At 43.1% G+C, this 20,891-nt stretch carries 25 protein-coding genes and 1 riboswitch; of the genes, 18 read left to right on the top strand and 7 right to left on the bottom strand.

The window, feature by feature from the left end; all coding sequences use genetic code 11:
- Window positions 1–6: 6 nt before the first annotated feature.
- A complete protein-coding gene (gene tusA / locus N5J47_RS05565; protein WP_279959777.1) occupies window positions 7–264 on the top strand; it encodes a sulfurtransferase TusA in 258 nt (85 codons plus the stop codon).
- Window positions 265–331: 67 nt separating this feature from the next.
- Here tusA and N5J47_RS05560 read toward each other — a convergent pair whose 3' ends face one another.
- On the bottom strand, window positions 332–952 hold the full coding sequence (locus tag N5J47_RS05560; RefSeq protein ID WP_279959776.1) for a DoxX family protein: 621 nt from the start codon (window positions 950–952) through the stop codon (window positions 332–334).
- Between the two features lie 163 nt (window positions 953–1,115).
- Between N5J47_RS05560 and N5J47_RS05555 the strand changes: the two genes are divergently transcribed.
- The 5 genes from N5J47_RS05555 (at window position 1,116) to N5J47_RS05535 (ending at window position 3,902) form a co-directional block, all read left to right on the top strand.
- Entirely contained in the window at window positions 1,116–1,421 is a 306-nt protein-coding gene (locus N5J47_RS05555; protein ID WP_279959775.1) for a hypothetical protein, read from the top strand.
- A 66-nt stretch (window positions 1,422–1,487) separates the two neighbouring features.
- Window positions 1,488–2,354, top strand: a complete 867-nt coding sequence (locus tag N5J47_RS05550; RefSeq protein WP_279959774.1) for a DUF692 domain-containing protein — start codon at window positions 1,488–1,490, stop codon at window positions 2,352–2,354.
- Window positions 2,351–3,085, top strand: a complete 735-nt coding sequence (locus tag N5J47_RS05545) for a putative DNA-binding domain-containing protein (RefSeq protein ID WP_279959773.1) — start codon at window positions 2,351–2,353, stop codon at window positions 3,083–3,085. Before N5J47_RS05550 ends, N5J47_RS05545 begins: the two co-directional genes overlap by 4 nt.
- 14 nt (window positions 3,086–3,099) lie before the next feature.
- Window positions 3,100–3,717 carry an RNA polymerase factor sigma-70 gene (locus tag N5J47_RS05540; RefSeq protein ID WP_279959772.1) on the top strand — a complete coding sequence of 206 codons (618 nt, stop codon included), beginning with the start codon at window positions 3,100–3,102 and terminating at the stop codon, window positions 3,715–3,717.
- Window positions 3,711–3,902, top strand: coding sequence for a zf-HC2 domain-containing protein (locus tag N5J47_RS05535; protein ID WP_279959771.1), 192 nt, complete (start codon window positions 3,711–3,713; stop codon window positions 3,900–3,902). The genes N5J47_RS05540 and N5J47_RS05535 overlap by 7 nt, the downstream gene beginning before the upstream one ends.
- Before the next feature lie 77 nt (window positions 3,903–3,979).
- Here the strand turns inward: N5J47_RS05535 and N5J47_RS05530 are convergent, their stop codons facing one another.
- Complete coding sequence (locus N5J47_RS05530; protein WP_279959770.1) at window positions 3,980–5,692, bottom strand: electron transfer flavoprotein-ubiquinone oxidoreductase; 1,713 nt, start codon at window positions 5,690–5,692, stop codon at window positions 3,980–3,982.
- Window positions 5,693–5,881: 189 nt separating this feature from the next.
- Between N5J47_RS05530 and N5J47_RS05525 the strand changes: the two genes are divergently transcribed.
- From N5J47_RS05525 to N5J47_RS05505, 5 genes are all read left to right on the top strand, one after another.
- Window positions 5,882–6,517, top strand: coding sequence for a DUF1285 domain-containing protein (locus N5J47_RS05525; RefSeq protein WP_279959808.1), 636 nt, complete (start codon window positions 5,882–5,884; stop codon window positions 6,515–6,517).
- Between the two features lie 47 nt (window positions 6,518–6,564).
- A complete protein-coding gene (gene murI / locus N5J47_RS05520; RefSeq protein ID WP_267981211.1) occupies window positions 6,565–7,443 on the top strand; it encodes a glutamate racemase in 879 nt (292 codons plus the stop codon).
- A 103-nt stretch (window positions 7,444–7,546) separates the two neighbouring features.
- The gene (locus N5J47_RS05515) at window positions 7,547–8,575 is read left to right on the top strand and encodes a DUF4062 domain-containing protein (RefSeq protein WP_267981210.1); all 1,029 of its coding nucleotides are present in this window, start codon (window positions 7,547–7,549) and stop codon (window positions 8,573–8,575) included.
- A 69-nt stretch (window positions 8,576–8,644) separates the two neighbouring features.
- Entirely contained in the window at window positions 8,645–9,661 is a 1,017-nt protein-coding gene (hemH, locus tag N5J47_RS05510; RefSeq protein ID WP_267981209.1) for a ferrochelatase, read from the top strand.
- A gap of 23 nt (window positions 9,662–9,684) precedes the next feature.
- On the top strand, window positions 9,685–10,329 hold the full coding sequence (locus N5J47_RS05505) for an MBL fold metallo-hydrolase (protein WP_279959769.1): 645 nt from the start codon (window positions 9,685–9,687) through the stop codon (window positions 10,327–10,329).
- A 79-nt stretch (window positions 10,330–10,408) separates the two neighbouring features.
- Here N5J47_RS05505 and N5J47_RS05500 read toward each other — a convergent pair whose 3' ends face one another.
- Both N5J47_RS05500 and N5J47_RS05495 read right to left on the bottom strand, forming a co-directional pair.
- Window positions 10,409–12,145, bottom strand: a complete 1,737-nt coding sequence (locus tag N5J47_RS05500; protein WP_279959768.1) for a hypothetical protein — start codon at window positions 12,143–12,145, stop codon at window positions 10,409–10,411.
- 273 nt (window positions 12,146–12,418) lie between these two features.
- Complete coding sequence (locus N5J47_RS05495) at window positions 12,419–12,610, bottom strand: DNA gyrase inhibitor YacG (protein ID WP_004680638.1); 192 nt, start codon at window positions 12,608–12,610, stop codon at window positions 12,419–12,421.
- Between the two features lie 91 nt (window positions 12,611–12,701).
- Here N5J47_RS05495 and N5J47_RS05490 point away from each other — a divergent pair, with 91 nt between their 5' ends.
- The 4 genes from N5J47_RS05490 to N5J47_RS05475 all read left to right on the top strand — a co-directional run bounded on the left by N5J47_RS05490 (window position 12,702) and on the right by N5J47_RS05475 (window position 15,636).
- Window positions 12,702–13,349, top strand: a complete 648-nt coding sequence (locus tag N5J47_RS05490) for an SAM-dependent methyltransferase (RefSeq protein WP_279959767.1) — start codon at window positions 12,702–12,704, stop codon at window positions 13,347–13,349.
- Window positions 13,339–14,538: a TIGR03862 family flavoprotein gene (locus N5J47_RS05485; protein WP_279959766.1), complete on the top strand. Its 1,200-nt coding sequence runs from the start codon at window positions 13,339–13,341 to the stop codon at window positions 14,536–14,538. The genes N5J47_RS05490 and N5J47_RS05485 overlap by 11 nt, the downstream gene beginning before the upstream one ends.
- A gap of 66 nt (window positions 14,539–14,604) precedes the next feature.
- On the top strand, window positions 14,605–15,015 hold the full coding sequence (locus N5J47_RS05480; RefSeq protein WP_267981204.1) for a GFA family protein: 411 nt from the start codon (window positions 14,605–14,607) through the stop codon (window positions 15,013–15,015).
- An 18-nt stretch (window positions 15,016–15,033) separates the two neighbouring features.
- Window positions 15,034–15,636 carry a flavin reductase family protein gene (locus N5J47_RS05475; protein ID WP_279959765.1) on the top strand — a complete coding sequence of 201 codons (603 nt, stop codon included), beginning with the start codon at window positions 15,034–15,036 and terminating at the stop codon, window positions 15,634–15,636.
- A gap of 49 nt (window positions 15,637–15,685) precedes the next feature.
- Here N5J47_RS05475 and N5J47_RS05470 read toward each other — a convergent pair whose 3' ends face one another.
- Window positions 15,686–16,018, bottom strand: a complete 333-nt coding sequence (locus tag N5J47_RS05470) for a HopJ type III effector protein (RefSeq protein ID WP_279959764.1) — start codon at window positions 16,016–16,018, stop codon at window positions 15,686–15,688.
- A 136-nt stretch (window positions 16,019–16,154) separates the two neighbouring features.
- Here N5J47_RS05470 and N5J47_RS05465 point away from each other — a divergent pair, with 136 nt between their 5' ends.
- Window positions 16,155–17,018, top strand: a complete 864-nt coding sequence (locus N5J47_RS05465; protein ID WP_279959763.1) for a DUF2071 domain-containing protein — start codon at window positions 16,155–16,157, stop codon at window positions 17,016–17,018.
- Window positions 17,019–17,099: 81 nt separating this feature from the next.
- Window positions 17,100–17,166, top strand: a riboswitch (Fluoride riboswitch).
- Window positions 17,167–17,298: 132 nt separating this feature from the next.
- The gene (crcB, locus tag N5J47_RS05460) at window positions 17,299–17,679 is read left to right on the top strand and encodes a fluoride efflux transporter CrcB (protein WP_279959762.1); all 381 of its coding nucleotides are present in this window, start codon (window positions 17,299–17,301) and stop codon (window positions 17,677–17,679) included.
- Window positions 17,680–17,792: 113 nt separating this feature from the next.
- On the opposite strand, the gene N5J47_RS05455 is transcribed toward crcB, so the two are convergent.
- The gene (locus tag N5J47_RS05455) at window positions 17,793–18,047 is read right to left on the bottom strand and encodes a type B 50S ribosomal protein L31 (protein WP_004680625.1); all 255 of its coding nucleotides are present in this window, start codon (window positions 18,045–18,047) and stop codon (window positions 17,793–17,795) included.
- 410 nt (window positions 18,048–18,457) lie between these two features.
- Between N5J47_RS05455 and N5J47_RS05450 the strand changes: the two genes are divergently transcribed.
- Window positions 18,458–19,423: a metal-dependent hydrolase gene (locus tag N5J47_RS05450; RefSeq protein ID WP_279959761.1), complete on the top strand. Its 966-nt coding sequence runs from the start codon at window positions 18,458–18,460 to the stop codon at window positions 19,421–19,423.
- A gap of 19 nt (window positions 19,424–19,442) precedes the next feature.
- Here the strand turns inward: N5J47_RS05450 and N5J47_RS05445 are convergent, their stop codons facing one another.
- Window positions 19,443–20,735 carry an AarF/ABC1/UbiB kinase family protein gene (locus tag N5J47_RS05445; RefSeq protein ID WP_279959760.1) on the bottom strand — a complete coding sequence of 431 codons (1,293 nt, stop codon included), beginning with the start codon at window positions 20,733–20,735 and terminating at the stop codon, window positions 19,443–19,445.
- Between the last annotated feature and the right edge of the window lie 156 nt (window positions 20,736–20,891).

The following is a 20,891-nucleotide window of genomic DNA, read 5'->3' as shown; positions in this document are numbered from 1 at the left end:
TTTACGATGTCTGAACAACCAAAACTTCCTGCTGTTCAAATCAATACAAGAGGTTTACGTTGCCCTGAACCTGTGATGATGCTGCATCAGGCTATCCGAAAAGCCAAAGCAGGTGACATTGTGGAGGTGCTGGCAACTGACCCTTCTACATCTTGGGATATTCCAAAGTTCTGTATGCATCTGGGGCATGAACTTCTGCTCAAGGAAGAAAGTCTGGATGAGAATAGCAATACTGAATATCGCTACTTGGTACAGAAAGGTTAATTCACTTTTTAATATTACTTACCTCCCATATTGGGAGGTATATGCAAAATCATATTACAAACAGTGGTTATTTTTTACCATGGAACTTTTCAATCCAGTGATTTAACCAATAATCCACACTGACATAGCGGCCACCCCCTAAAACAATTAAGGCAAGTAACATCACAAAATAGGTCACTGCAAACTCAATGCCATTATTTAAAATGACAAATGAGCCACTAGATGTGAGCCAGTCATAGTTGCCATAAGTCATTAAAATATCTCTTGCTTTCTCTAATTTTTCAGCAGACTCCATCACTTGCATATTGGCAAAAGGTGCTTGTGGGTCGGCAATCGCTTGCCAACCATTCGGTAGATGCACAGTAAATATCGCGACGAGCATTGTGATCATCAACGGAATACTAATCCATCGAGTTGCCAAACCCAGTGCTAATAAAATGGCACCACCCAGCTCAGCAGAAGTTGCTAGTGTTGCCATCAGTGTTGGAAAGGGTAAGCCTAGTCCCCAATCAGGATTGCCAAACCATTCAACGGTATCTGTAAAATGAGCAAGCTTGTTAGAACCTGCCATCCAAAAAACTGGTACAAGAAACAGCCTTAACGAAAGTGCTGCAATTCCATCGAAATGTTTTAAATGTGAACAGAAATTCTGATAGCGTAACAATAAAGGATAAATAAATTTATTCATGAGGATTTCACACCGACTCGTATTGAATAGTCATTAGTCGGTTGAGGATTTAGTTTCTTACAAGAAAAAAATTATTTTTTAACTGTAATAAATTGAGTGGTCGCTCGTCTAATAACATGTACCTGAGTACAAAACCCCAAATTGATTTAAAAGGAACTTCAAAATGAATAAGTTAAATTCGATGACTTCAGTCGCTGCTTTAGTTGCTCTATCTATGGTTGGTGCAACAACACACGTCTCAGCCGCCTCCACAACAACTGAAACACATGTAAGCAAAGCGGCTGATGGTAAATGTGGCGAAGCAAAATGTGGTGCAAATAAAGCCAAACAACAGCATAAAACAACAGAAGCAAAATGTGGCGCTGCCAAAAAAGCGGCTGATGCGAAATGTGGTGCAGACAAAAAAATGGCAGATGCAAAGTGTGGCGCAGACAAAAAAGTGGCGGATGGGAAATGTGGCGCACACTAATCAATTAAATGATCGGTGATGACAACAACTTTATAACGTTGTTGTCATCATTGAAAAGGAATGCAAATGGTTGCTTTCACTGGTGCTGGACTAGGTTTAAGACGTGATTTTATTGATACGTTTTTACAAGCAGGCCAACATCCTGATTTTATAGAAGTTGCACCTGAGAACTGGATGGGTTTTGGTGGGCGACATGCAAAGTTATTGGCGCAATGTTTGGAAAAGTCGCCATTAGTTTGTCATGGGCTTTCCTTATCTATTGGTGGGCCACATCCGCTTAATCTTGAGTTTGTGCACCGAGTACGAGATTTTTTAAAACAACATCAGGTACTGACTTATTCCGAGCATTTGAGTTATACCAATGATGGTGGTTATTTATATGATCTGTTGCCGATTCCGATGACAGAAGAAGCAGTGGACTATGTAGTTGAACGGGTCTTGCGTGTACAAGATATTTTAGGACAACGTTTAGTTCTGGAGAATGTTTCAACGTATCTCATGCCGAATGCAGAAATGAGCGAAAGTGATTTTGTTCATGAAGTGATTACACGCGCAGACTGTGAATTATTGCTCGATGTAAATAATGTTTATGTGAATAGTAAGAACCATCAAACAGATGCATATGCTTTTATTGATGCGATGCCGAAAGATCGGATTCGATATCTACATATTGCTGGTCATGAACAAGTGAGTGATGATTTGTTGATTGATACGCATGGAGAAAATGTCTGTGATCCTGTGTGGGAATTGTTGGCATATACCTACCAAACCTGTGGTGTAAAGCCGACCTTGTTAGAACGTGATTTTAATATTCCGACGTGGCAACAACTTCAGCATGAGCTAAATATAATCAAAGATCTACAAAACCAATTTAGCTATCCTCAATCACTTCATACCAGTACCTTAAATATTATAAATGAGGTAAAAATATGAAGATGAATGAACGTCCTTTGCAGCAAACTCAGCAGGCATTTTGTGCGTGGATTCGTGACCCTCGATCAGATCTTCCTGCAGAATTTGTAACAGAGCGAATGCAGGTTTATCGAACCTTATTGTTCAATAATGTCAGTTCATTTATTAACTTGGTGTATCCGATTGCCCGAACGCTATTATCTGAGACGAAATGGCAGTCTTTGCTGCAAGATTTCTTTCAAAATTCACAAAATCAATCGCCATTTTATAATGATATTTCGCTGCAATTCAGAGAATATCTTGATGAGCAACAACATCCAATCTTACAAGAATATCCGTGGTTAGCGGAGTTATTACAATTTGAATGGCTGGAATTGTATTTGGATACGGTTGAAATCGAAGAGAAAACTTTCTCATCAGCGTCAGTTTGGCAATTGAACACACACATTTGGATTTTGGTTTATCAATATCCAGTTTATCTTTGGACGACGGAACACCAAGACTTTGAGTATTCACCGAGCGCAGTGATGGTTTGGCGAAATCATCATGATCAGGTTTGTGTTGAACCATTATCTCCATTGTTCGCTTGTTTGATTGAACAACTAAATCTTAAAGCACTGACAGAACAGGAGCTTAAGCAGTTGATATACACCACAGTGCCAGATTTATCTGAACAAGAAGTAGAGCAACAGCTGAAGCTGTTATCTGAACGATTAACTGAGTTAGATTTATTGTATATCCCAGAACAATAGGATGAGGTCAGGAGATGGTTCAGGCTGCTACCAACAATGACGAGTTCATTCAACAACTACAAAATCCTGTTTTTTTGCATGATTTAAGGCAGCAAATGATGAAGTTTGCAGTATTGCAGCTTTCCTCATTTCATCAAGCGGAAGACGTAGTGCAAGAGGCTTTAGTGAGTGCTTTGCAGCATGTTGAATCATTTTCAGGGCGTGCAGCATTTAAAACGTGGGTGTTTGCGATTCTGAAAAATAAGATCGTTGATTTGATTCGACAAAAAATACGTCTGGTTAGCATGAGTGAGCTATTTCATGATGATGACAGCGAGTTAAGTGTGGATGCGCTGTTTGATGCTGCTGGACATTGGCAAAAATCAGAGATGCCAAAAGCATGGCAAAATCCTGAAGAAATGATGGAGCAGCAAGATTTTTGGATGATTTTCGATGCATGTTTGAATCATTTACCTGCAAAGTATGCACAAGTTTTTATGTTGCGGGAAATGATAGAACTCAGCTCTGATGAAATATGTGAAAAGCTGGAACTTACGGTTTCTAATCTCAATGTTTTAATGTATCGCAGCCGAGCACGATTACGTGAGTGTTTGGAAAATAAATGGTTACTTCAGGAGGATTGCTCATGTTGACCTGTCGACAAGCAACGCAGTTACTTTCTGAACAACAAGATCGACAACTGTTGTTGAAAGAACAGAGTGGTTTGCAATTTCATTTGATGATGTGTCGTTCATGTCGACGTTTTGGTAAGCAAGTGAAAACGCTGAGTGTATTGTCTAAAGCATATAAGCGATTTGATGAAGAGCAGAAAGACTAAAATAAAAAGCCTCAATTCATTGAGGCTTTTTATTTGACTATGTGGCAAGCATTCGGCGTTATCACATTATCTAAAAATTACATATTTGGATAGTTAGGACCACCGCCACCTTCAGGGGTTACCCAGGTAATGTTCTGTGATGGATCTTTAATGTCACAGGTCTTACAGTGAACACAGTTGGCTGCGTTGATCTGGAAGCGTTTAGAACCATCATCATTTTCCATGACTTCGTATACGCCAGCAGGGCAGTAACGTTGTGCAGGCTCATCCCACTTTGGCAGGTTCACCTGAATTGGTGTTTCAGGATTGGTCAGTTTCAAGTGGGCAGGCTGGTTTTCTTCATGCACTGTATTTGAAATAAATACAGAGGATAAGCGGTCAAAAGTCAACTTGCCATCTGGTTTCGGATAGTTTGGCTTGAATGTTGAAGCATCAACTGTTTTAAGCGCAGCATAATCCTGTTTCAAGTCATGCAGGGTAAATGGCACTTTAAAGACGCTTTGATCAATAAAGTTAAATGCGCCACCGATCCATTGACCAAACTTGTGCATTGCTGGACCAAAGTTACGTGCGTTATATAACTCTTCTTTTAACCAAGAGTTGTTATATTTCTCAGTATAAGCCGTGAGTTCCTTAGCAAAGTGATCTTCACCCTCAAGTACACGTGCAATCGCAAGATCGCCACCTTTGGCAACACCCGCAGCAATCGCTTCAAATACCGCCTCACCACACAACATGCCTGATTTCATGGCAGTGTGTGAGCCCTTGATTTTAGAGAAGTTCAAGAAGCCTGCATCATCACCAATCAGGCAACCGCCTGGGAAAGTCAATTTAGGCAATGAGTTAAAACCGCCCTTAACAACCGCACGTGCGCCGTAAGAAATACGTTTACCACCCTCAAGGAATTGCTTGATGGTTGGGTGGGTTTTCCAGCGCTGCATTTCCATAAATGGATACATATGTGGATTTTCGTAAGACAGATCCACAATCATGCCCAAGGTCACCTGGTTGTTTTCAGCGTGGTAGAGCCACCAGCCGCCAGCAGAACCTGTTTCAGACAATGGCCAGCCAGCACCGTGCATTACAAGACCTGGTTTATGTTTTGCTGGGTCGATTTCCCAAAGCTCTTTAATCCCGATCCCGTAGTGTTGTGGATCAGAATTACTGTCTAGCGCAAAGCCTGCTATCAGGCGCTTACCGAGGTGACCACGGCAGCCTTCTGCGAACAAGGTATATTTGGCATGAAGTTCATAACCAGGGGTGAAGTTATGCGTTGGCTCACCATTTTTGCCAATGCCCATATCTCCAGTCTGGATACCTTTTACAGTACCATCTTCATGGTAAAGAATTTCAGAAGCGGCAAAGCCAGGGAAAATTGAAACTTCAAGCTCTTCCGCTTTTTGGCCTAACCAGCGAACAACGTTACCCAGGGAAATTACATAGTTCCCTTCGTTATGCATTGATTTTGGCACCATCCAATACGGCATTTTTTGTGCCTTGGTATCAGAAAGCAGGAAATAGGTTTCGTCGCCTGTTACAGGAACATTGAGTGGCGCACCTTCTTCTTTCCAGTTCGGGAACAGTTCATTCATGGCGCGTGGTTCAAGTACAGCACCAGAAAGGATATGCGCACCTACTTCAGAGCCTTTTTCAACAACACACACAGAAAGGTCAGGTAGGTTGTTTTCAATCGCTAGTTGACGAATTTTAATCGCAGCAGATAAACCCGCAGGTCCTGCACCTACGATCACTACGTCAAACTCCATCGCTTCACGTTCGATGTGTTCCATGTAGGACTCCTCATATTTTTAAGGGTGGCAACCGTAATATTGCGATTCGGTGCTGCCATGAGTGTTCTGTATTGCCAAGCACAAAGACACTATTGTACTTGCAAACGTTTGGGATAGTATAGTTTTAAACCTTGGACTCGCCAATTGGCTGAGCGGTCATATTTTCTCGTCAGCTAGGCATAAACGACGATAAATGAAAATGATTCTCCACCAGACTCGCTACAAAATAAGGGAAAAATCGTGTTTTCTGATGATAAAAACTTAATGAGCATTGCACAATACGTAAAAGATGTACAGCAAAGTCACAAAAGGTCAATTCCACCTTTAGACCAGTGGCATCCAAAGCATTGCGGCAAAATGGATCTAAAGATAAAAGCCAATGGAGAATGGTGGCACGAAGGTCAATTGGTCAAGCGGCAGGCTTTACTCGACCTGTTTAGCAAGGTGCTGTGGAAAGAGGATGGAAAGTTTTACCTGAAAACACCTGTTGAGCAGATTGAAATTGAGGTTGAGGATGAACCGTTGCTAATCAACCAGGTGGATCAGGTTGAGATAGAGGGCAAGCGCTATTTGCAGCTCACCACCAGCAATCAGGATGTGGTGATTGTGGATGAGCGGCACCCAGTTTTTATGCGTGCCTATCCAAATGAAGCTGGGGAGGATGAATTACGTCCTTATGTGCATGTTCGTTTTGGAATGAATGCCCTGATTCAGCGTCAAAGTTTTTATCACCTTGTAAACTATGGCAGTTTGTCTGAAAATGCACAGGGTGAGACGGTTTTAACATTAAAAAGTGGTGATTTGGTCTTGCATTTAAGCACCTGAGGTTTAAGCTTAAAAGAGTGAAGAAACCACAGTGTTAATGTATTTGTATGACTGCTGTCCAATCCCTGCCCGTATTGGCTGACCCCATGCCACATGCATCCTCTGATGCGCCGATTGGGGTTTTTGATTCAGGCATTGGAGGCTTGTCGATTGCGCAGGAGATTGCCCGACATTTACCCAACGAACGGATTCTCTACTATGCCGATACCGCGCATGTGCCTTATGGGGCCCGTTCAGATCAGGAAATTCGACAATTAACAGCGCGTGCGATTGAGTGGCTGTATCGGCAGGGCTGTAAGATTGCGGTGGTGGCATGCAATACTGCATCGGCATTTAGTCTGGACTACCTACGTGACTACTATGGCGAGCATTTTCCGATTGTGGGATTGGTGCCTGCATTAAAGCCCGCCGTGCTGCAAACACGTTCGAAAGTGGTGGCTGTGCTGGCGACACCTGCAACCTTTCGCGGACAGCTCATCAAGGATGTGATGAGCAGGTTTGCCGAACCTGCTGGCGTACGGGTTTTAAAAGTCACCAGTCTGGAACTGGTGCCTTTTGTTGAGGCGGGACAGCAAATGGGCCAGGCCTGTCTGGATGTGTTGCAGGATATATTGCAGCCTGTGGTGGAGCAGGGCGCGGATTTTTTAGTGCTGGGATGTACTCACTATCCTTTTTTAAGGGATGCAATTCATCAGGTTTTTGATGAAAAGTTAAAATTAATTGATTCTGGACAGGCAGTTGCGCGACAAACAGCCTATATTTTGATAAAAAATAGGTTATTATGTGACAAAATAAGTCATAATGTTACACGTATTGAATGTTATGCCAGTGGTCATAATGCTGTTGAGTTAAAATCGGTACTCCAGCATCTCATGCCAGAACAATTAACATGGACGATTCAGAATTTGGATGATATGGGCGCCTAAACGCGTCAGTTGATTCATATTCAAGATTTTATTGGGGTTATTATTGATAAGGCTTAAGCGAAACGGCTTAAGGGTTATTGATAAGTGAATTGGGACCTAGCCTATGCAAGATACTCGTTATCAGGTTTTTATTTCTACGTCTGGCAATGAAATGCAACCAGAACGGGCGGTTTTGGCCCAAACGCTGGTTGGAATGGGGTTCTTTTCGTGGGGCTTGGAACAGCGTACACCCTTGAGCACCTCCATTGCCCGCAGACAGATTGATGACTGTGATTACGTGGTGATTTTGCTGGGTAGCCAGTATGGTGAGCAGTCTGTTTCAGGTGTGGGCTATATGCATCTGGAATATATCTATGCCATGACCAAACAGAAACCCGTGATTGTGTTTATGCATGAAGAGCCAGAATCACGCGAAGCAAAGCTGCATGACCACAAAACTGAGTTAAAAGAAAAATTCAAAGAGTTTAGAAAACAGCTGCAACATGAAGTTGATCAGGTTTTTACTTATCGTAGCTTAAGGGATCTGGAGCTTGCCGTTCGCTCCAGTATGCCACAAATGCTGGAACGCTATCCTGTGGTGGGGTGGGTTCGTCCACAAAACACCCAGGTGTTGCGGGATGAAATTGATGCCTTGCGTGCCAAGGTTAAACAGCTTGAAACTGAAATGGGCAGTCGGGAAGCTGATCCACTTACCAGTGTACCCAAGGTATCCATGCATGAAGTGTATGCATTTGAATACCGTATGCATGCCTATCAGGATGGTAATTTCAAGGAAGTCAAACCACACCGCAAAATGACCTGGGCGCAATTACTGAATGTGCTTGGTTCATCATTTGTGATTCCAACGCCTGAAGAATATTTTTCCAAGCGCATGAACGAATATCTCAATGAAACGGGTCTGGATGATGCACGTAAGGAAATGCCAAGGGCGCATGCGGTATCTCGTGCACAGGTGAATATCCGTGCCTTGCATGAAATCAAGTTGCAGATGCGCCAGAATGAATGGATTGTGCCGACAGGACGGGATGACCGCCAACGTATGCTGTGGCAACTGACCGCAAAAGGGCAGAAGCTTCTGGAAAGCAACATACTGGACAGTAATCGGGTTTTTCAGTTTAAGACCATGCATTAATCCAATTTAAAAAAGTGCGGTAAAACTGCTAAAGTAACTGGAGAAATTCAGCTATAGCGGAAGCGATGTATGTCAGCGACACCAAAACCCAAAGTGACTGTGGTTTTAGCAAATTTAGGTACGCCAGACCAAGCCACTGTGCCAGCAGTACGTCGTTTCTTAAAACAGTTCTTATCCGATACCCGTGTCATTGAAATCCCCAAATTACTGTGGTGGATTATCCTGCATCTGTTTGTACTGACTTTTCGACCTAAGCGGGTTGCCGAAGCTTATGCATCGGTCTGGTCCAAAGATTCCCCAATGCGGGAAATTGTGCTTGAACAAACACGTTTGGTTAAGCAACGTTTGCAGGAAGAAAATCATCAGTTTGACCTCACGGTTGTCCCTGCGATGACTTATGGGCAACCGAGCATTTATGATGTCTTGGCACAACTGGAAAAAACACCGCAAGAGCATGTGATTCTGTTACCGCTATTTCCCCAGTATTCAGCCACCTCAACTGCACCATTGTATGATGCCTTTGCCAGATGGATTCCACAGCAGCGTCATTTGCCAGGACTGACCCTCATCAAGGATTACTATCAGCATCCGCTGTTTATTCAGGCATTGGCGGATAGTGTTCTCAACTATCAGGCTGAACATGGCAAGCCTGAAAAGTTATTGATGTCATTTCATGGCATTCCCCAGCCTTATGCGGACAAGGGTGATCCTTATGCCGACCGTTGCCGAATCACTGCCCGTTTAGTTGCAGATGCCTTGCATCTGAAAGATGAGGAATGGGCGATTAGTTTCCAGTCACGTTTCGGAAAACAGGAATGGGTCAAGCCCTATACCGATCAGTTATTACAACAATGGGGTAAGCAAAAGGTTCAGTCCGTGCAGGTGATTAGTCCCGCATTTTCGGCGGATTGTCTGGAAACGCTGGAAGAGTTGGCGATGCAGAATAAGGAGATTTTCCAGCATGCGGGCGGTGGTGAATATGCCTATATTGCTGCGCTGAATACCGATCAGGCACATATTGATTTGCTTGCCAGTCTGGTTCAGGCTAATCTTGATGCCCTAACCCATACCTTAGCCCACCGTTAACTGCGTTTTAGCCAGAGGTTTTTATGCTACAAGTCAAAATTGTCCCTGTGACTGCCTTTCAACAAAACTGCTCGATTTTATGGGACAGTGAAACCAAAGACGCGATTTTGATTGATGCAGGCGGTGATGCAGCAGTGCTGAAAAAAGAAGTCGAAGCCTTGGGTCTGCATGTGAAAGCGTTATGGCTCACCCACGGACATCTTGATCATGCGGGCGCGGTCGGTGAGTTGGTTGATACATGGAAAGTGCCTGTGATTGGCCCGCATAAAGAGGATCAATTCTGGCTGGACATGATTCAGGAGGTTTCGGCACGTTATGGCTTCCCGATTCCACAACCCGTCAAGGTCGATCAGTGGCTAGAGGGTGGTGAAGTGCTGAAACTGGGTGAGGATGAGTTTGAGGTGCGTTTTGCGCCTGGTCATACCCCAGGCCATGTGATGTTCTACAATGCCAAACATGGCTTATTATGGACGGGCGATGTCCTGTTCAAGGGTTCGATTGGGCGTACTGATTTTCCTAAAGGAAATCACCAGCAATTGCTGGATTCCATACAGCGTGAATGTTTTAGTTTGCCTGATGACACACAATTTATTTCAGGGCATGGGCCAATGAGCACCATTGGTTATGAAAAGCAATTTAATCCTTTCGTAGCTAGTAAAGCGGGTTAACCATCAATTGAGTCATTATTCTTCTATATAAAGTATTCAGCTTATACAGAAGAAATGCTGAACTCCTTAGATGCAACCATTAAACCGTTTCTAACCATTTTTGGTTGGCCAGATTCAGGTCAAAATTTAAATGGTTACAAATGGTCTGCAAGTCAAAAGAAGCCTTGTCCTCTGGGATCTGGATCAGAATGGGCAGGCGGGTAATTCCATTGTCTCCCGTTGGAAATGCATAGTGCCGTTCTTTGTGGTTGACTGAGATCAGTGACTCAAATTCCAGATACACCGTCAGGGACGGAAAACGACGCTGGATACGGATAATCTCCTGATGGGCATGTTTCTTGATTTGAGAGGTTTTCTGCTTGAGTTTAAGAATATTGTCTTTGATCTTCTGTGGTTTATTCAGCAGCTTGCTTAAAAAAGACGAGCTCTGTTTCAGCTGGCGTTGATTTTCCTTGAGCTCATAAAAGGCATCTTTGTACTCCTGTAGGGAACTGATACTAATATCCTTTAGGATATTGGTCGGTTCCAGGGCCTCAATATGATGTTTTTTCCATTCATCATAAGAAAACACGGTAAATACATCGGAATGTCTTTTTTGCAACAGGGTGGCATAGGACTTGAGTCTGGCAATGAACAGGATCACCTGTTTGTTGAAGATGATCGAGGGCTGTGACTGAAACTCGGTGAAATGGCGGATCAGCTCATCCAAAGTCTGCTTAACACTGATATAGAGATAATTGCATTCATCTATGTGGTGTACCGCATGTTTTAGGGCATCTGCAATCGGCTCAAGAATGTTGGTGCATAACTTCTGTTCAAAATCAATCAGCCGTTGCTCAACCAGTTTTTCAAGAAATACACCACTTGGGTTGAGTGGTTCCATGAGAAAGGGAATCAGGGTTTTATGGGTATACAGTTCGATGTTGCGAACAATATCGGAAACATAATGGTTGACCTGTGCATCAATCGTCACAATTCGGCCAACCTGCCACTGGAATTGCTCAAGATGTGCCTCATCCTCAATCTTATCCAAATTCAGGATGGCTGAGTTGACGTAAATGTTCTCACATGCCTCAAATTTTTCCTCCTGTAAGAATCGGCGAATGGAAAAGGTGTTCATCTGGCTTTCTGGGCTGGGTGCCAGTGCAAAGATATATTTTGAGGTTTTGACAATATCCAGTTGTCTGGACTTCTGCTGTTTATATAAAAAGTATTTGAGGATATGGTCTTTTTCCTCCCTGAGCTGATGCGAGCGAAGAATATTGAATGTGTATTTTAAAAGCTGTTGTTTGAGGAACACTTCGGTGATGAAAGTCTTGATCACCACTGTATCTATATGCCTTTGGTTGGCTGGCAGGTCGATTTCTTGCTTTGCCAAAATGATTTGGGCTGCGGCGTAGATGAATTCCCTTAAAATCAGTTTCTTTTGTTCCTGTAGGTCAAAATCATCTTCAGTGTCGATCTGGTGAATCTGGCTGAGAATATTCTCCAGATAGTCAGAAATGTCGTGGATATTGTTGTATTTCCTTAGTTTCTCCAGAGAGTCTGCAATTCTGGTCGTCAGCAGCTTGATATGTGCATATGCAATCTTTTCAGTGAGCAAATGAAAGTCATGTTTTGCCAGATATGAAAAAGTATGCTCTTTTCTGTTCCAGTGAATTTTTTTAAGCTGCAAAATATCCTGGCAGATATTTTCCCACTCTGCTGGAGATGCCTTGGAAAATAGAGCCTGTAAAGCATCTTGCCAATGGATGTCTAAATTGGGATCAATCTGTGTTGCCAACACCTTAAGCTGGTAGGGAATATAGTTATTCATTGTCACTTCCTAATAAATTTAATTTTTTTATTTACTACGCTGACTTCTTATAAAAATGGTCAAAAATAACCCAGCGCGATATGTAATTTGTAATAGTTGATTGGTTCATATGGCTTATGGAATCAAGATTTGCATAAGGTCATAAAAAAGTAAATTACTGTGATGTAATTCACGCATTTAAAATGTGTAAGTTTTTATTAATAATTATTTTTATAAAACAGGCGTGGGATAAGTAGTGAATCCTATTCTTATCCTTTTAAATAAGGAAGATGATTAATCCTCATAATCATCTTCATGGCGTTTGAGATCCGCCTGAGGTGCATCCTGAGTTGGGAGTTTATATTCATCACTTGCCCAGGCACCCAGGTCAATCAATTTACAGCGTTCTGAGCAGAATGGACGAAAATCATTATTTTCCCATGTGCTTGGCTGGCCACAACGAGGGCAGGGAAAGGTACGGGGCATAGAAAATTCCTAAGGCGGCAAGTAAATAGATTAGGCAAACGTCAGGTGAGTTGTTAGACTTATGCCGATTTATAGATAGTTTGATGGGATTATGTCGATTCGTCAATTTCAAGCACAACGCATGCAGGCACCACGTGATTTTCAGCCGATTCCAGATACCCCGATCTGCGTGGAGATTGGGGCTGGAAAGGGCAAACATGCGCTGCTATTTACAGAGCAAAATCCACAAACTACGTTATATGCCATTGAGCGAACCAAAGAAAAATTTGTAGCGATGCAGAAACAGCATCAACTTGAAGTGCGTGAACATTTAAACCCGATTCATGCTGATGCCTTGCCCTGGGTGGTGCATGCCCTGTTTCCTGCACAGGTTGAACAGTTTTTTATTCTCTATCCCAATCCAGAGCCACATAATCCAGCACAACGCTGGCTGAACATGCCATTTTTCGAGTTCCTGCTCTCTCGCCTAAAACCGAATGGTACGATTACGCTGGCGAGCAACATTCCAGCATATATTGATGAAGCAGAGCAACAGCTTATTGATGTGTGGAAATTGCCTTATGAAAAACAAAAGATTGCAACAGACTCAGCCCGCACCCATTTTGAGATCAAGTATCTGGAGCGTGGTGAACTGTGCCAACAGTTGCTGATCACTAAACCACAGGGCTACCAGACCCGTTTTGATGATTTTGCACCGTTGCAGGGGCGGAACATACAAGGGCAGCCTGATGGCGAATAAGCGTATTGCGATTATTGGCGCAGGCCCAGCAGGATTGATGGCGGCTGAAGTGCTGAGCCAATACAATTACGATATTGAGGTTTATGAGCAAAAACCATCAGCGGCCCGCAAGTTTTTAATGGCAGGCAAAACGGGACTGAATATTTCCCATGCCGAGCCTGTCGAAACGTTTATACAGCGTTATGACCATGCTGAATGGCTAGGCCCCTGGATTAAGCAATGCGATGCTGCATGGATTCAGGACTGGATGCACGGGCTGGGCATTGAATCCTACATTGGCAGTTCTGGGCGGGTATTTCCTGTGGAGATGAAAGCCGCGCCATTGTTGCGAGCTTGGTTAAAACGTCTAATGGCGGATGGCGTGAAATTTCATTATCGCCATCGTTGTGTGGCGTTGTCTGGTAATCAATTAATCGTTGAAAATCAAACCCAATCATTCACAAAAAGTTATGACACGATTGTCTTGGCCTGTGGTGCAGTGTCATGGCCGCAGTTGGGCAGCGATGGTGGCTGGCAACACTGGTTATCCTCAAATGAAATTAAGCCATTTCAGGCCAGCAATGTTGGTGTGTTAAAGGCTTGGTCACCGTTTATGCAGGACTGTTTTGGCCAGCCACTCAAGCGTGTCAATGCATGGGTACAGCCTGACCAGCAAACGCATGGCGATATTGTGGTGACGCATTATGGTTTGGAAAGTGGAGTTATTTATAAACTGGGACGTGAGTTAAGACAGCTTGCAGCCCAGAATCAGCCCTTGCAACTGCATCTGGACTTACTCCCTGATATTACGATTGAACAATTAAAAAAGAAATTGCAGGGCAATAAAAAGCAGTCCATTACCAATATTTGGCGTAAGGCAGGTTTGGACCATGTGAAGATCAATTTACTACGAGAAGTGGTGGATAAAAATCTGTGGTCACAGCCTGAAATGATGGCAAGGCAGATCAAACAGTTAAGCATTGCCCTGGATGGTTTCCGCCCAATTGAGGAAGCGATTAGCTGTGCAGGTGGGGTAAAGCAAGTAGCCTTATCTTCACAACTGCAATTGCAGTCCAATCCCTATATATTTTGCTGTGGGGAAATGCTGGACTGGGATGCACCGACAGGTGGATATTTACTGACTGCCTGTTTTGCCACAGGGCGAGCGGCAGGGCAAGGCGTACATCAACTATTGAATGCAGCCATATAATATTTATCTTGTTGTTGAGCTTTCAAAAATGCTAGTTTTTAGAAAACTTTGATTAGGATAATTGGCATGTCTCAAGTTACCCCTATTTACCACGGAAGTTGTTTATGTAATGGCATCCATTATGAGATTCATGGTGAAATTGGCGAGATTGTGCAATGCCACTGTCAACGCTGCCGTAAAGCCAATGGCACAGCCTTTGCAACCAATGCCCCGATTCACAGTGCAGATTTTAAAATTGTGCAGGGTGAAAACCTAATTAAGAAGTTTGAAGTATCGGGGGTGTACCGTTGGTTTTGTGGTGAATGTGGTTCACCGCTGATCAGCTCGCGTGATACACAGCCAGAGCTTTATCGTTTGAGAATTGGTACTTTAGATACTCAGCTACAACAAAAGCCGACTATGCATATCTTTGTTGCTTCTAAAGCTGAATGGGATTGTATTGCCGATGATTTACCGCAATATGCTGAACGTCCTTAAACTCTCAATGTGATTCCCATGATTTTTGATACAGCCTCCCTCAGTCCAACCGAAGCCTATCGTTTACTGGTCGGTGGAGTCACGCCGCGTCCAATTGCATGGATCAGTACCCGATCCGCTGATGGGATTGACAATATTGCCCCTTACTCATTTTTCAATGTGGCTAGTTGTAATCCTCCGATCCTGTGGTATTCACAGGTCAATCCACAAAGTGGTCAGGATAAGGACACCTTGAGAAATTTAATTGCGACCAGGGAATGTGTGGTACATATTGTGAATTCCCAGTTAATGGAAAAGATGAATTTATCCTGTGCCTTGCTTCCCCCTGAGCAGAGTGAGTTTGATTTTGCTGAGATTGAGTCATGTGCTGGCAATAGTGTTGAAGCGTTGGCAGTGAGAGATTCTCCCATTCGTTATGAATGTCATTTAAGGGAAGTGATTCAATTGAGTAGCCTGCCATCAGGTGGAACGGTTGCCTTGCTGGATGTAAAGTCTATTTATGTCGATGACTGTCTTTGGAATGGGACGATGATCAATCAGCAGCAGTTGGATAGCGTAGGCAAAATGGGTGGAGATTTTTATAGTTTAACCACTGAGCTACGCAAACTGGAAAGGCCTTAAAATAGAATAGATTAAAAAAGACAGGAGGCTTTAGCACCTCCTGTTTTTATTACTTTGCTGTTAAAGCTTCACCCTCAAAATTCACGCCATCCCAGCCATTCTGCATAAACTGGCGGATATTCTGGTGGTCGCTTGCTTCAGGTGTGGCAAGTACAGAGGCATAATGTTCCGCAAACAAATTGAGGGTATCCTGTTGGCTTAAACCCTCAAGTTTGGCAAAAGAGAACACTTTGGCACTGCCCTGATTTTCTGTTGCCGCATTAAACTGTGCGCCATTTTGAAAAGCGGTTGGCGTATGTTGATAACGCGCCTCGATAAATGCCAACACATCTGCAAACTTTGCAGAACCATCTTTTAATTGTGACAATAATTCTTGAGCCATATTCAGTTCCCTGTTGATCAAATGAATGGCAGCATCATAGCATTGAATTAATGGAATTGATGAAGACAGGAATTAAACTGGACGTAGCAACACAGGCAGTTTATGCTCAGGGAAAGAATTAACCTACTGAATAATAATGAATCGCCATGATTTTAAACCACCAAGACAGACACTGTTTTTCCGCTTTTTAACTAAGCTGCTCGCCTGTGGTGTGTTGTTGCAACTGCGCCGTATGTTGATGCGTGTGTTGCCATTTATGCGTTTGCAAAGTCGGGTTAGCAATGTTGTTTATCTGTCATGGCTGGTGGATGCTGAACAGGTTCGGCAACGCTATCCTGAACAGGTGACATTGTGGGAGAAACAGGGCAAAACCATTTTTACAATTCTGACCTATCAGCACCATCATTTTGGATTCCAATTTTTAGGCAGGCTACGAAAATGGATGCCATCCCCCCAGCAAAGCAACTGGCGGTTTTATCTGGATGACTCACATCCCAAGACAGTGATATTTGAACAGGTGATGTTAGACCAGTATCTATATGTGCTGGGTGGACGTTTGGCCAGTGATGTGATGCCTGCCCAATATGCACCTATATTTCAGCATCAGTATCAGTATCATAAGCAGCAAAAAAGCATTCAGACTGACATCATGCTTGATCCTGCTTACTCATTTGCCAGCAATGTACAAATCACAGGGGAAAAATGCTTGCCAGGCTCATGGCGGAACGTGTTTACCTCATGGGATGAGGCGGTACATTTTCTTGTTGATCAGGATCATGCATGGGCTGAATGGGTCGACCAGCCACAACGGCTGTCACAGGGCGATATTGAAATGCCGATACAGTTTCAGCAGATTCAGGCAGCAGAGATGATTTCCCTAAAAGCCCCTCAACTGTTACAGCAATTGGGTTTAGAGGATAATGCCGAAGTATTTGCCTTTGTGGTGCCTGAACTGGATTTTCATGTCATCGGCGAGCAGGTTTTAGCCAGATTCCCCTAAACTGTGGATAACTTAAGCCTTATGCACAGCCTTATCACTACCTAAAAACAGCAGTTGAGTTGTCGCAGAATTATGTTATTTTAGAGCAAAGGAGATGGCATTCCTCCTGTTACAAACCGCCATAGTGGCTAATGATGCCTACGTGACCCTGAACAGGGGACGTAGGTTCGTGCGTACTCTGTTCCCTATTTGGAGTTCGCAGATGAAAAAATTCCAGTACAATATTGATAAATTCATGTTTAACTTCATATTTTCTCCAGCTTTTTGTGTGGAGTAATTCATGTATTATCCTTTAATTTCAATTGCTTTGGGTTCTGTGCTGGGTGCATGGCTGCGCTGGCTTCTGAGCTTAAAGCTGAATCCTATTTTTCCAGATATCCCTTTGGGTACGGTCACCGTTAATTTTGTGGGTGGTTTTATTATTGGCTTTGCAATTTCTTATTTTTCCCAAAGTGCCCTAAGTCCCAATTATAAACTGTTTGTGATTACTGGATTTTGTGGCGCACTGACCACATTTTCGACTTTTTCCGCCGAAATTATTGCCCTATTACAAAGTGGCAAGCTGGGCTACGCCTGTGCAGCGATTTTAATTCATGTGATTGGGTCGTTGCTGTTTACCATTCTGGGCATGAGCCTGCATCAGTGGTTGACGGCCACTTAGTTCAAAAAGATGAGCAACAGCTAATTTGGGCATAAAAAAAGAAGTCTAAGAGGAGGAGATAGAACCTTAGACTTCGAATTATGCCAGTTTAATCAATCAAACTTAAAACTAGATTAAGCCTTGCGGTTAAAGCGGGAAAAGCGTTTGTTAAAGCTGGCGACACGGCCCTCATTGCTGGCCTGACGCACTTCACCTGTATAAAACGGATGTGATGCGCTGGAAATATCCAGTGTGACATAGGGATAAACCTTGCCCTGATATTCCCTAGTCTGCTTGGTTTGAATGGTGCTTCCAATCAGGAAATAGGCATCGGCATTGGTGTCGTGGAAAAGAACCTGTTGATAGGCGGGATGAATATCTTTACGCATTGTGAACTACTCCATTGTTTAAAGAAATGTTATAACATAACAATAAATGAAGTCAATTTAATCTGTTTCAAGTTTTGCCTTAATAAGAACAAATCCTGATTGATGAATGGTTAAGGTAATTGCTGTTTAAGTTAAGTGGTTTGAGCGTGAAAAACCCGAATACTTCATATCTTTATTTATAAAAATCTATGACTGATACATATTTTGATATGAAAAATATTCTTAAGCTATTGTTTAATATTTGTTTTATAAGAATAAATATTTAGGATGTTATCTGAATTGAACCCGAATAAAAGATCGGATTAATATGGTGTTGCTTTATATGGATTGGTCTGCACGCAAACTGGATATGCAGGCAAACATTGGAAAAACACGTCACCTCATCTTATTTTAGAATACAGGGAATTGCGATGCTTGTAAGGAAGTTAAAACAATCTGTGGGTAAATTGATGAACTCCACCATTGAGTACCCTGATTTTACCAAGAGAATCCCGTTCCCAATCCGTCATCTTGAGTTTAAGTTTGATGGGCAGAATTTCTATAACAATTTTTACCGCAATGCAGAGCTGGCAAGTGCCTATGTAACAGCGATGTCGATTTTCCTGACCTATGGTGAGGAACTGGTGATTGAAACAGCACGTTATCACCGTGATTTTGTGAATGACCCGATTCTAAAACAGCGCGTAACCGCTTTAATTGGTCAGGAGGCGATCCATTCTAAAGTACACAATGCATTTAATGACCAGACTCTGGCAAACCATCAATATCCTGTACGTTTTTATCGTTTTTTGGCGGAAAATGTTTTCAAGTATGGTTTTCACCGTTTTCCCCAGCCATTGAAATTATCACTGATGGCAGGTATTGAGCATTTTACTGCGGTATTTGCAGAATTTGCCATGAAGCATGATGCGGAGATCTGGGCAAAAGAAATCGATGACAAGACCAAGGGCTTATGGATGTGGCATTTTATGGAGGAATCGGAACATAAGGATGTCGCCTATGATGTCTTCCAGTTGATTTCAGGCAATTATACCCTGCGTATTACAGGCTTCTTCCTTGCCAGTTTTACCATTATGGGACTGGTTTTCGCTGGTGCGGTAGGCATTCCAATTTTAAGACGGCCATTGAATGCAATAAGTCCGCGTTATTGGAAAGATGTGGCCTACAGCCTAAATGTACTGTGGAATCCCCAGAATGGTGTTTTTGGCAGTACGGTCGGGCATGTGATGGAATATCTGCGCCTAGATTTCCATCCGAATGACCATGACACAACTGCATATCTGCAAGACTATAAGCAAAAGTTGTTAAATCCTGAAACAGGCTTGCTTATCCCTTATTTCACCAAAGAATTTATGCCAAAGATTCAGGCGGCATGATAAAAACCTGCATCAGGCTTTAATTGGGAACCAGTTCCTCAAACAGGTCATTCAGGTTGTCATGCACCTTAAGATGGATCAGGTTCCAATAATGTCCTGAAATGGTACGGTTGACCATTAATGTATCTGGAGATGGCTTAAATACATCCCAGTATTTCAATGATTTTTTCACCAATCGCATGCCATCATGATGGGATGAGTTTTCGGCAAAGTCATAATGGGTGCTTAATGGACGTAACAGCACTTCAATCCACTGGACATACAGCTCGCTTGGAAATTTCTGTTTTTCAGCAATTGAATGCAGTTCTACCAGTAAATCTTCAACCTGGGCAATATCCTCCTGACGTGCCGCATTCACCAGGGCTTTAAACTGTTGAATTAGTTCTGGCGAAAGGGTTTTGACACTGCCATAGTCATAGATGATGACACTGCCATCTTCCCGAAAGGCAAAATTGCCTGGATGTGGGTCACAATGGAAGCGTTTCAGGAAGAACATTTCCTGCCCTAGGGCACGGATCAGGCGGCGGCCAATCTGGTTGCGGGTTTCAACCGACCATGTGCTTGCGGTTTCAATCGATTCGCCCTGTTCCAAGCTTAGGGTGAGTACCCGTCGGGAAGAATATTGTTTATACACCGTTGGAATAATTACTTGATCATCAAGCTGTTCATGGAAAGTCTTGAACACTTCCAGATTCTGCGCCTCAATTTCGTAGTTTAACTCGGCGGAAAGGCTATCCTGAATCTCCTGAAATAACTGATCCTGTAATTTTTTATCAATCTTTAAAACACCCATTAAACGCAGGGCAAGACGGACCTGCTTTAAGTCACTTTCACAGGCTTGGTCAACGCCAGGATATTGCACCTTCACCACCACCGCCTGCCCGTCAGGGAGTACTGCACGATGCACCTGACCAATCGAGGCTGCCGCGAAAGGTTCTGGCTCAAATGAGGTAAAAATCTCATTCAGTGGTTTGCCTAACTCTTTTTCAACCTGCTGCTTGATTTCAGCAAAAGGCATGGCTGGGGCCTGACGTTGCAGTTTGGCAATCGCCTTGGCGACTTCAGGCGGGAAAATGTCTTTGTATTGTGAGGCGATCTGCCCGACTTTCATCACTGCGCCTTTCATTTCTCCAAGTGTATTGGCAATCTGTAAACCGATTTCCTGAAAAAGCTGGCTGCGTGCCGCATTTTTTTGTTCTTCATCTGCGGTCAGGTTGCGAATGGAGTTGGCAACGCTTTTGCTGGCGATGCTTGCAGTCATGCCAGCCAGTTTTAGAAAACGTTTACTGGGAGAGCTTGCATGCTTTGCCATGATGGTTGGACCCCTGTGATCTGATTTTAAGCGATACCCTGATCATAGGCGACAAAACTTAAATTGCCTAGATGAAAATGTTAAGTCGTGTAAGCTCATAATATTTAATGCTGAAAATAAAAAAAGTGGTTTGAAGAAAATTTTCTTAATTTGTTA

This window comes from Acinetobacter sp. GD03645 (genome assembly GCF_029845285.1).
Classification (GTDB): Bacteria; Pseudomonadota; Gammaproteobacteria; order Pseudomonadales; family Moraxellaceae; genus Acinetobacter; species Acinetobacter corruptisaponis.
The sequence above is the reverse complement of the archived record's forward strand: the minus strand, read 5'-3'. Positions and strand labels throughout refer to the sequence as shown.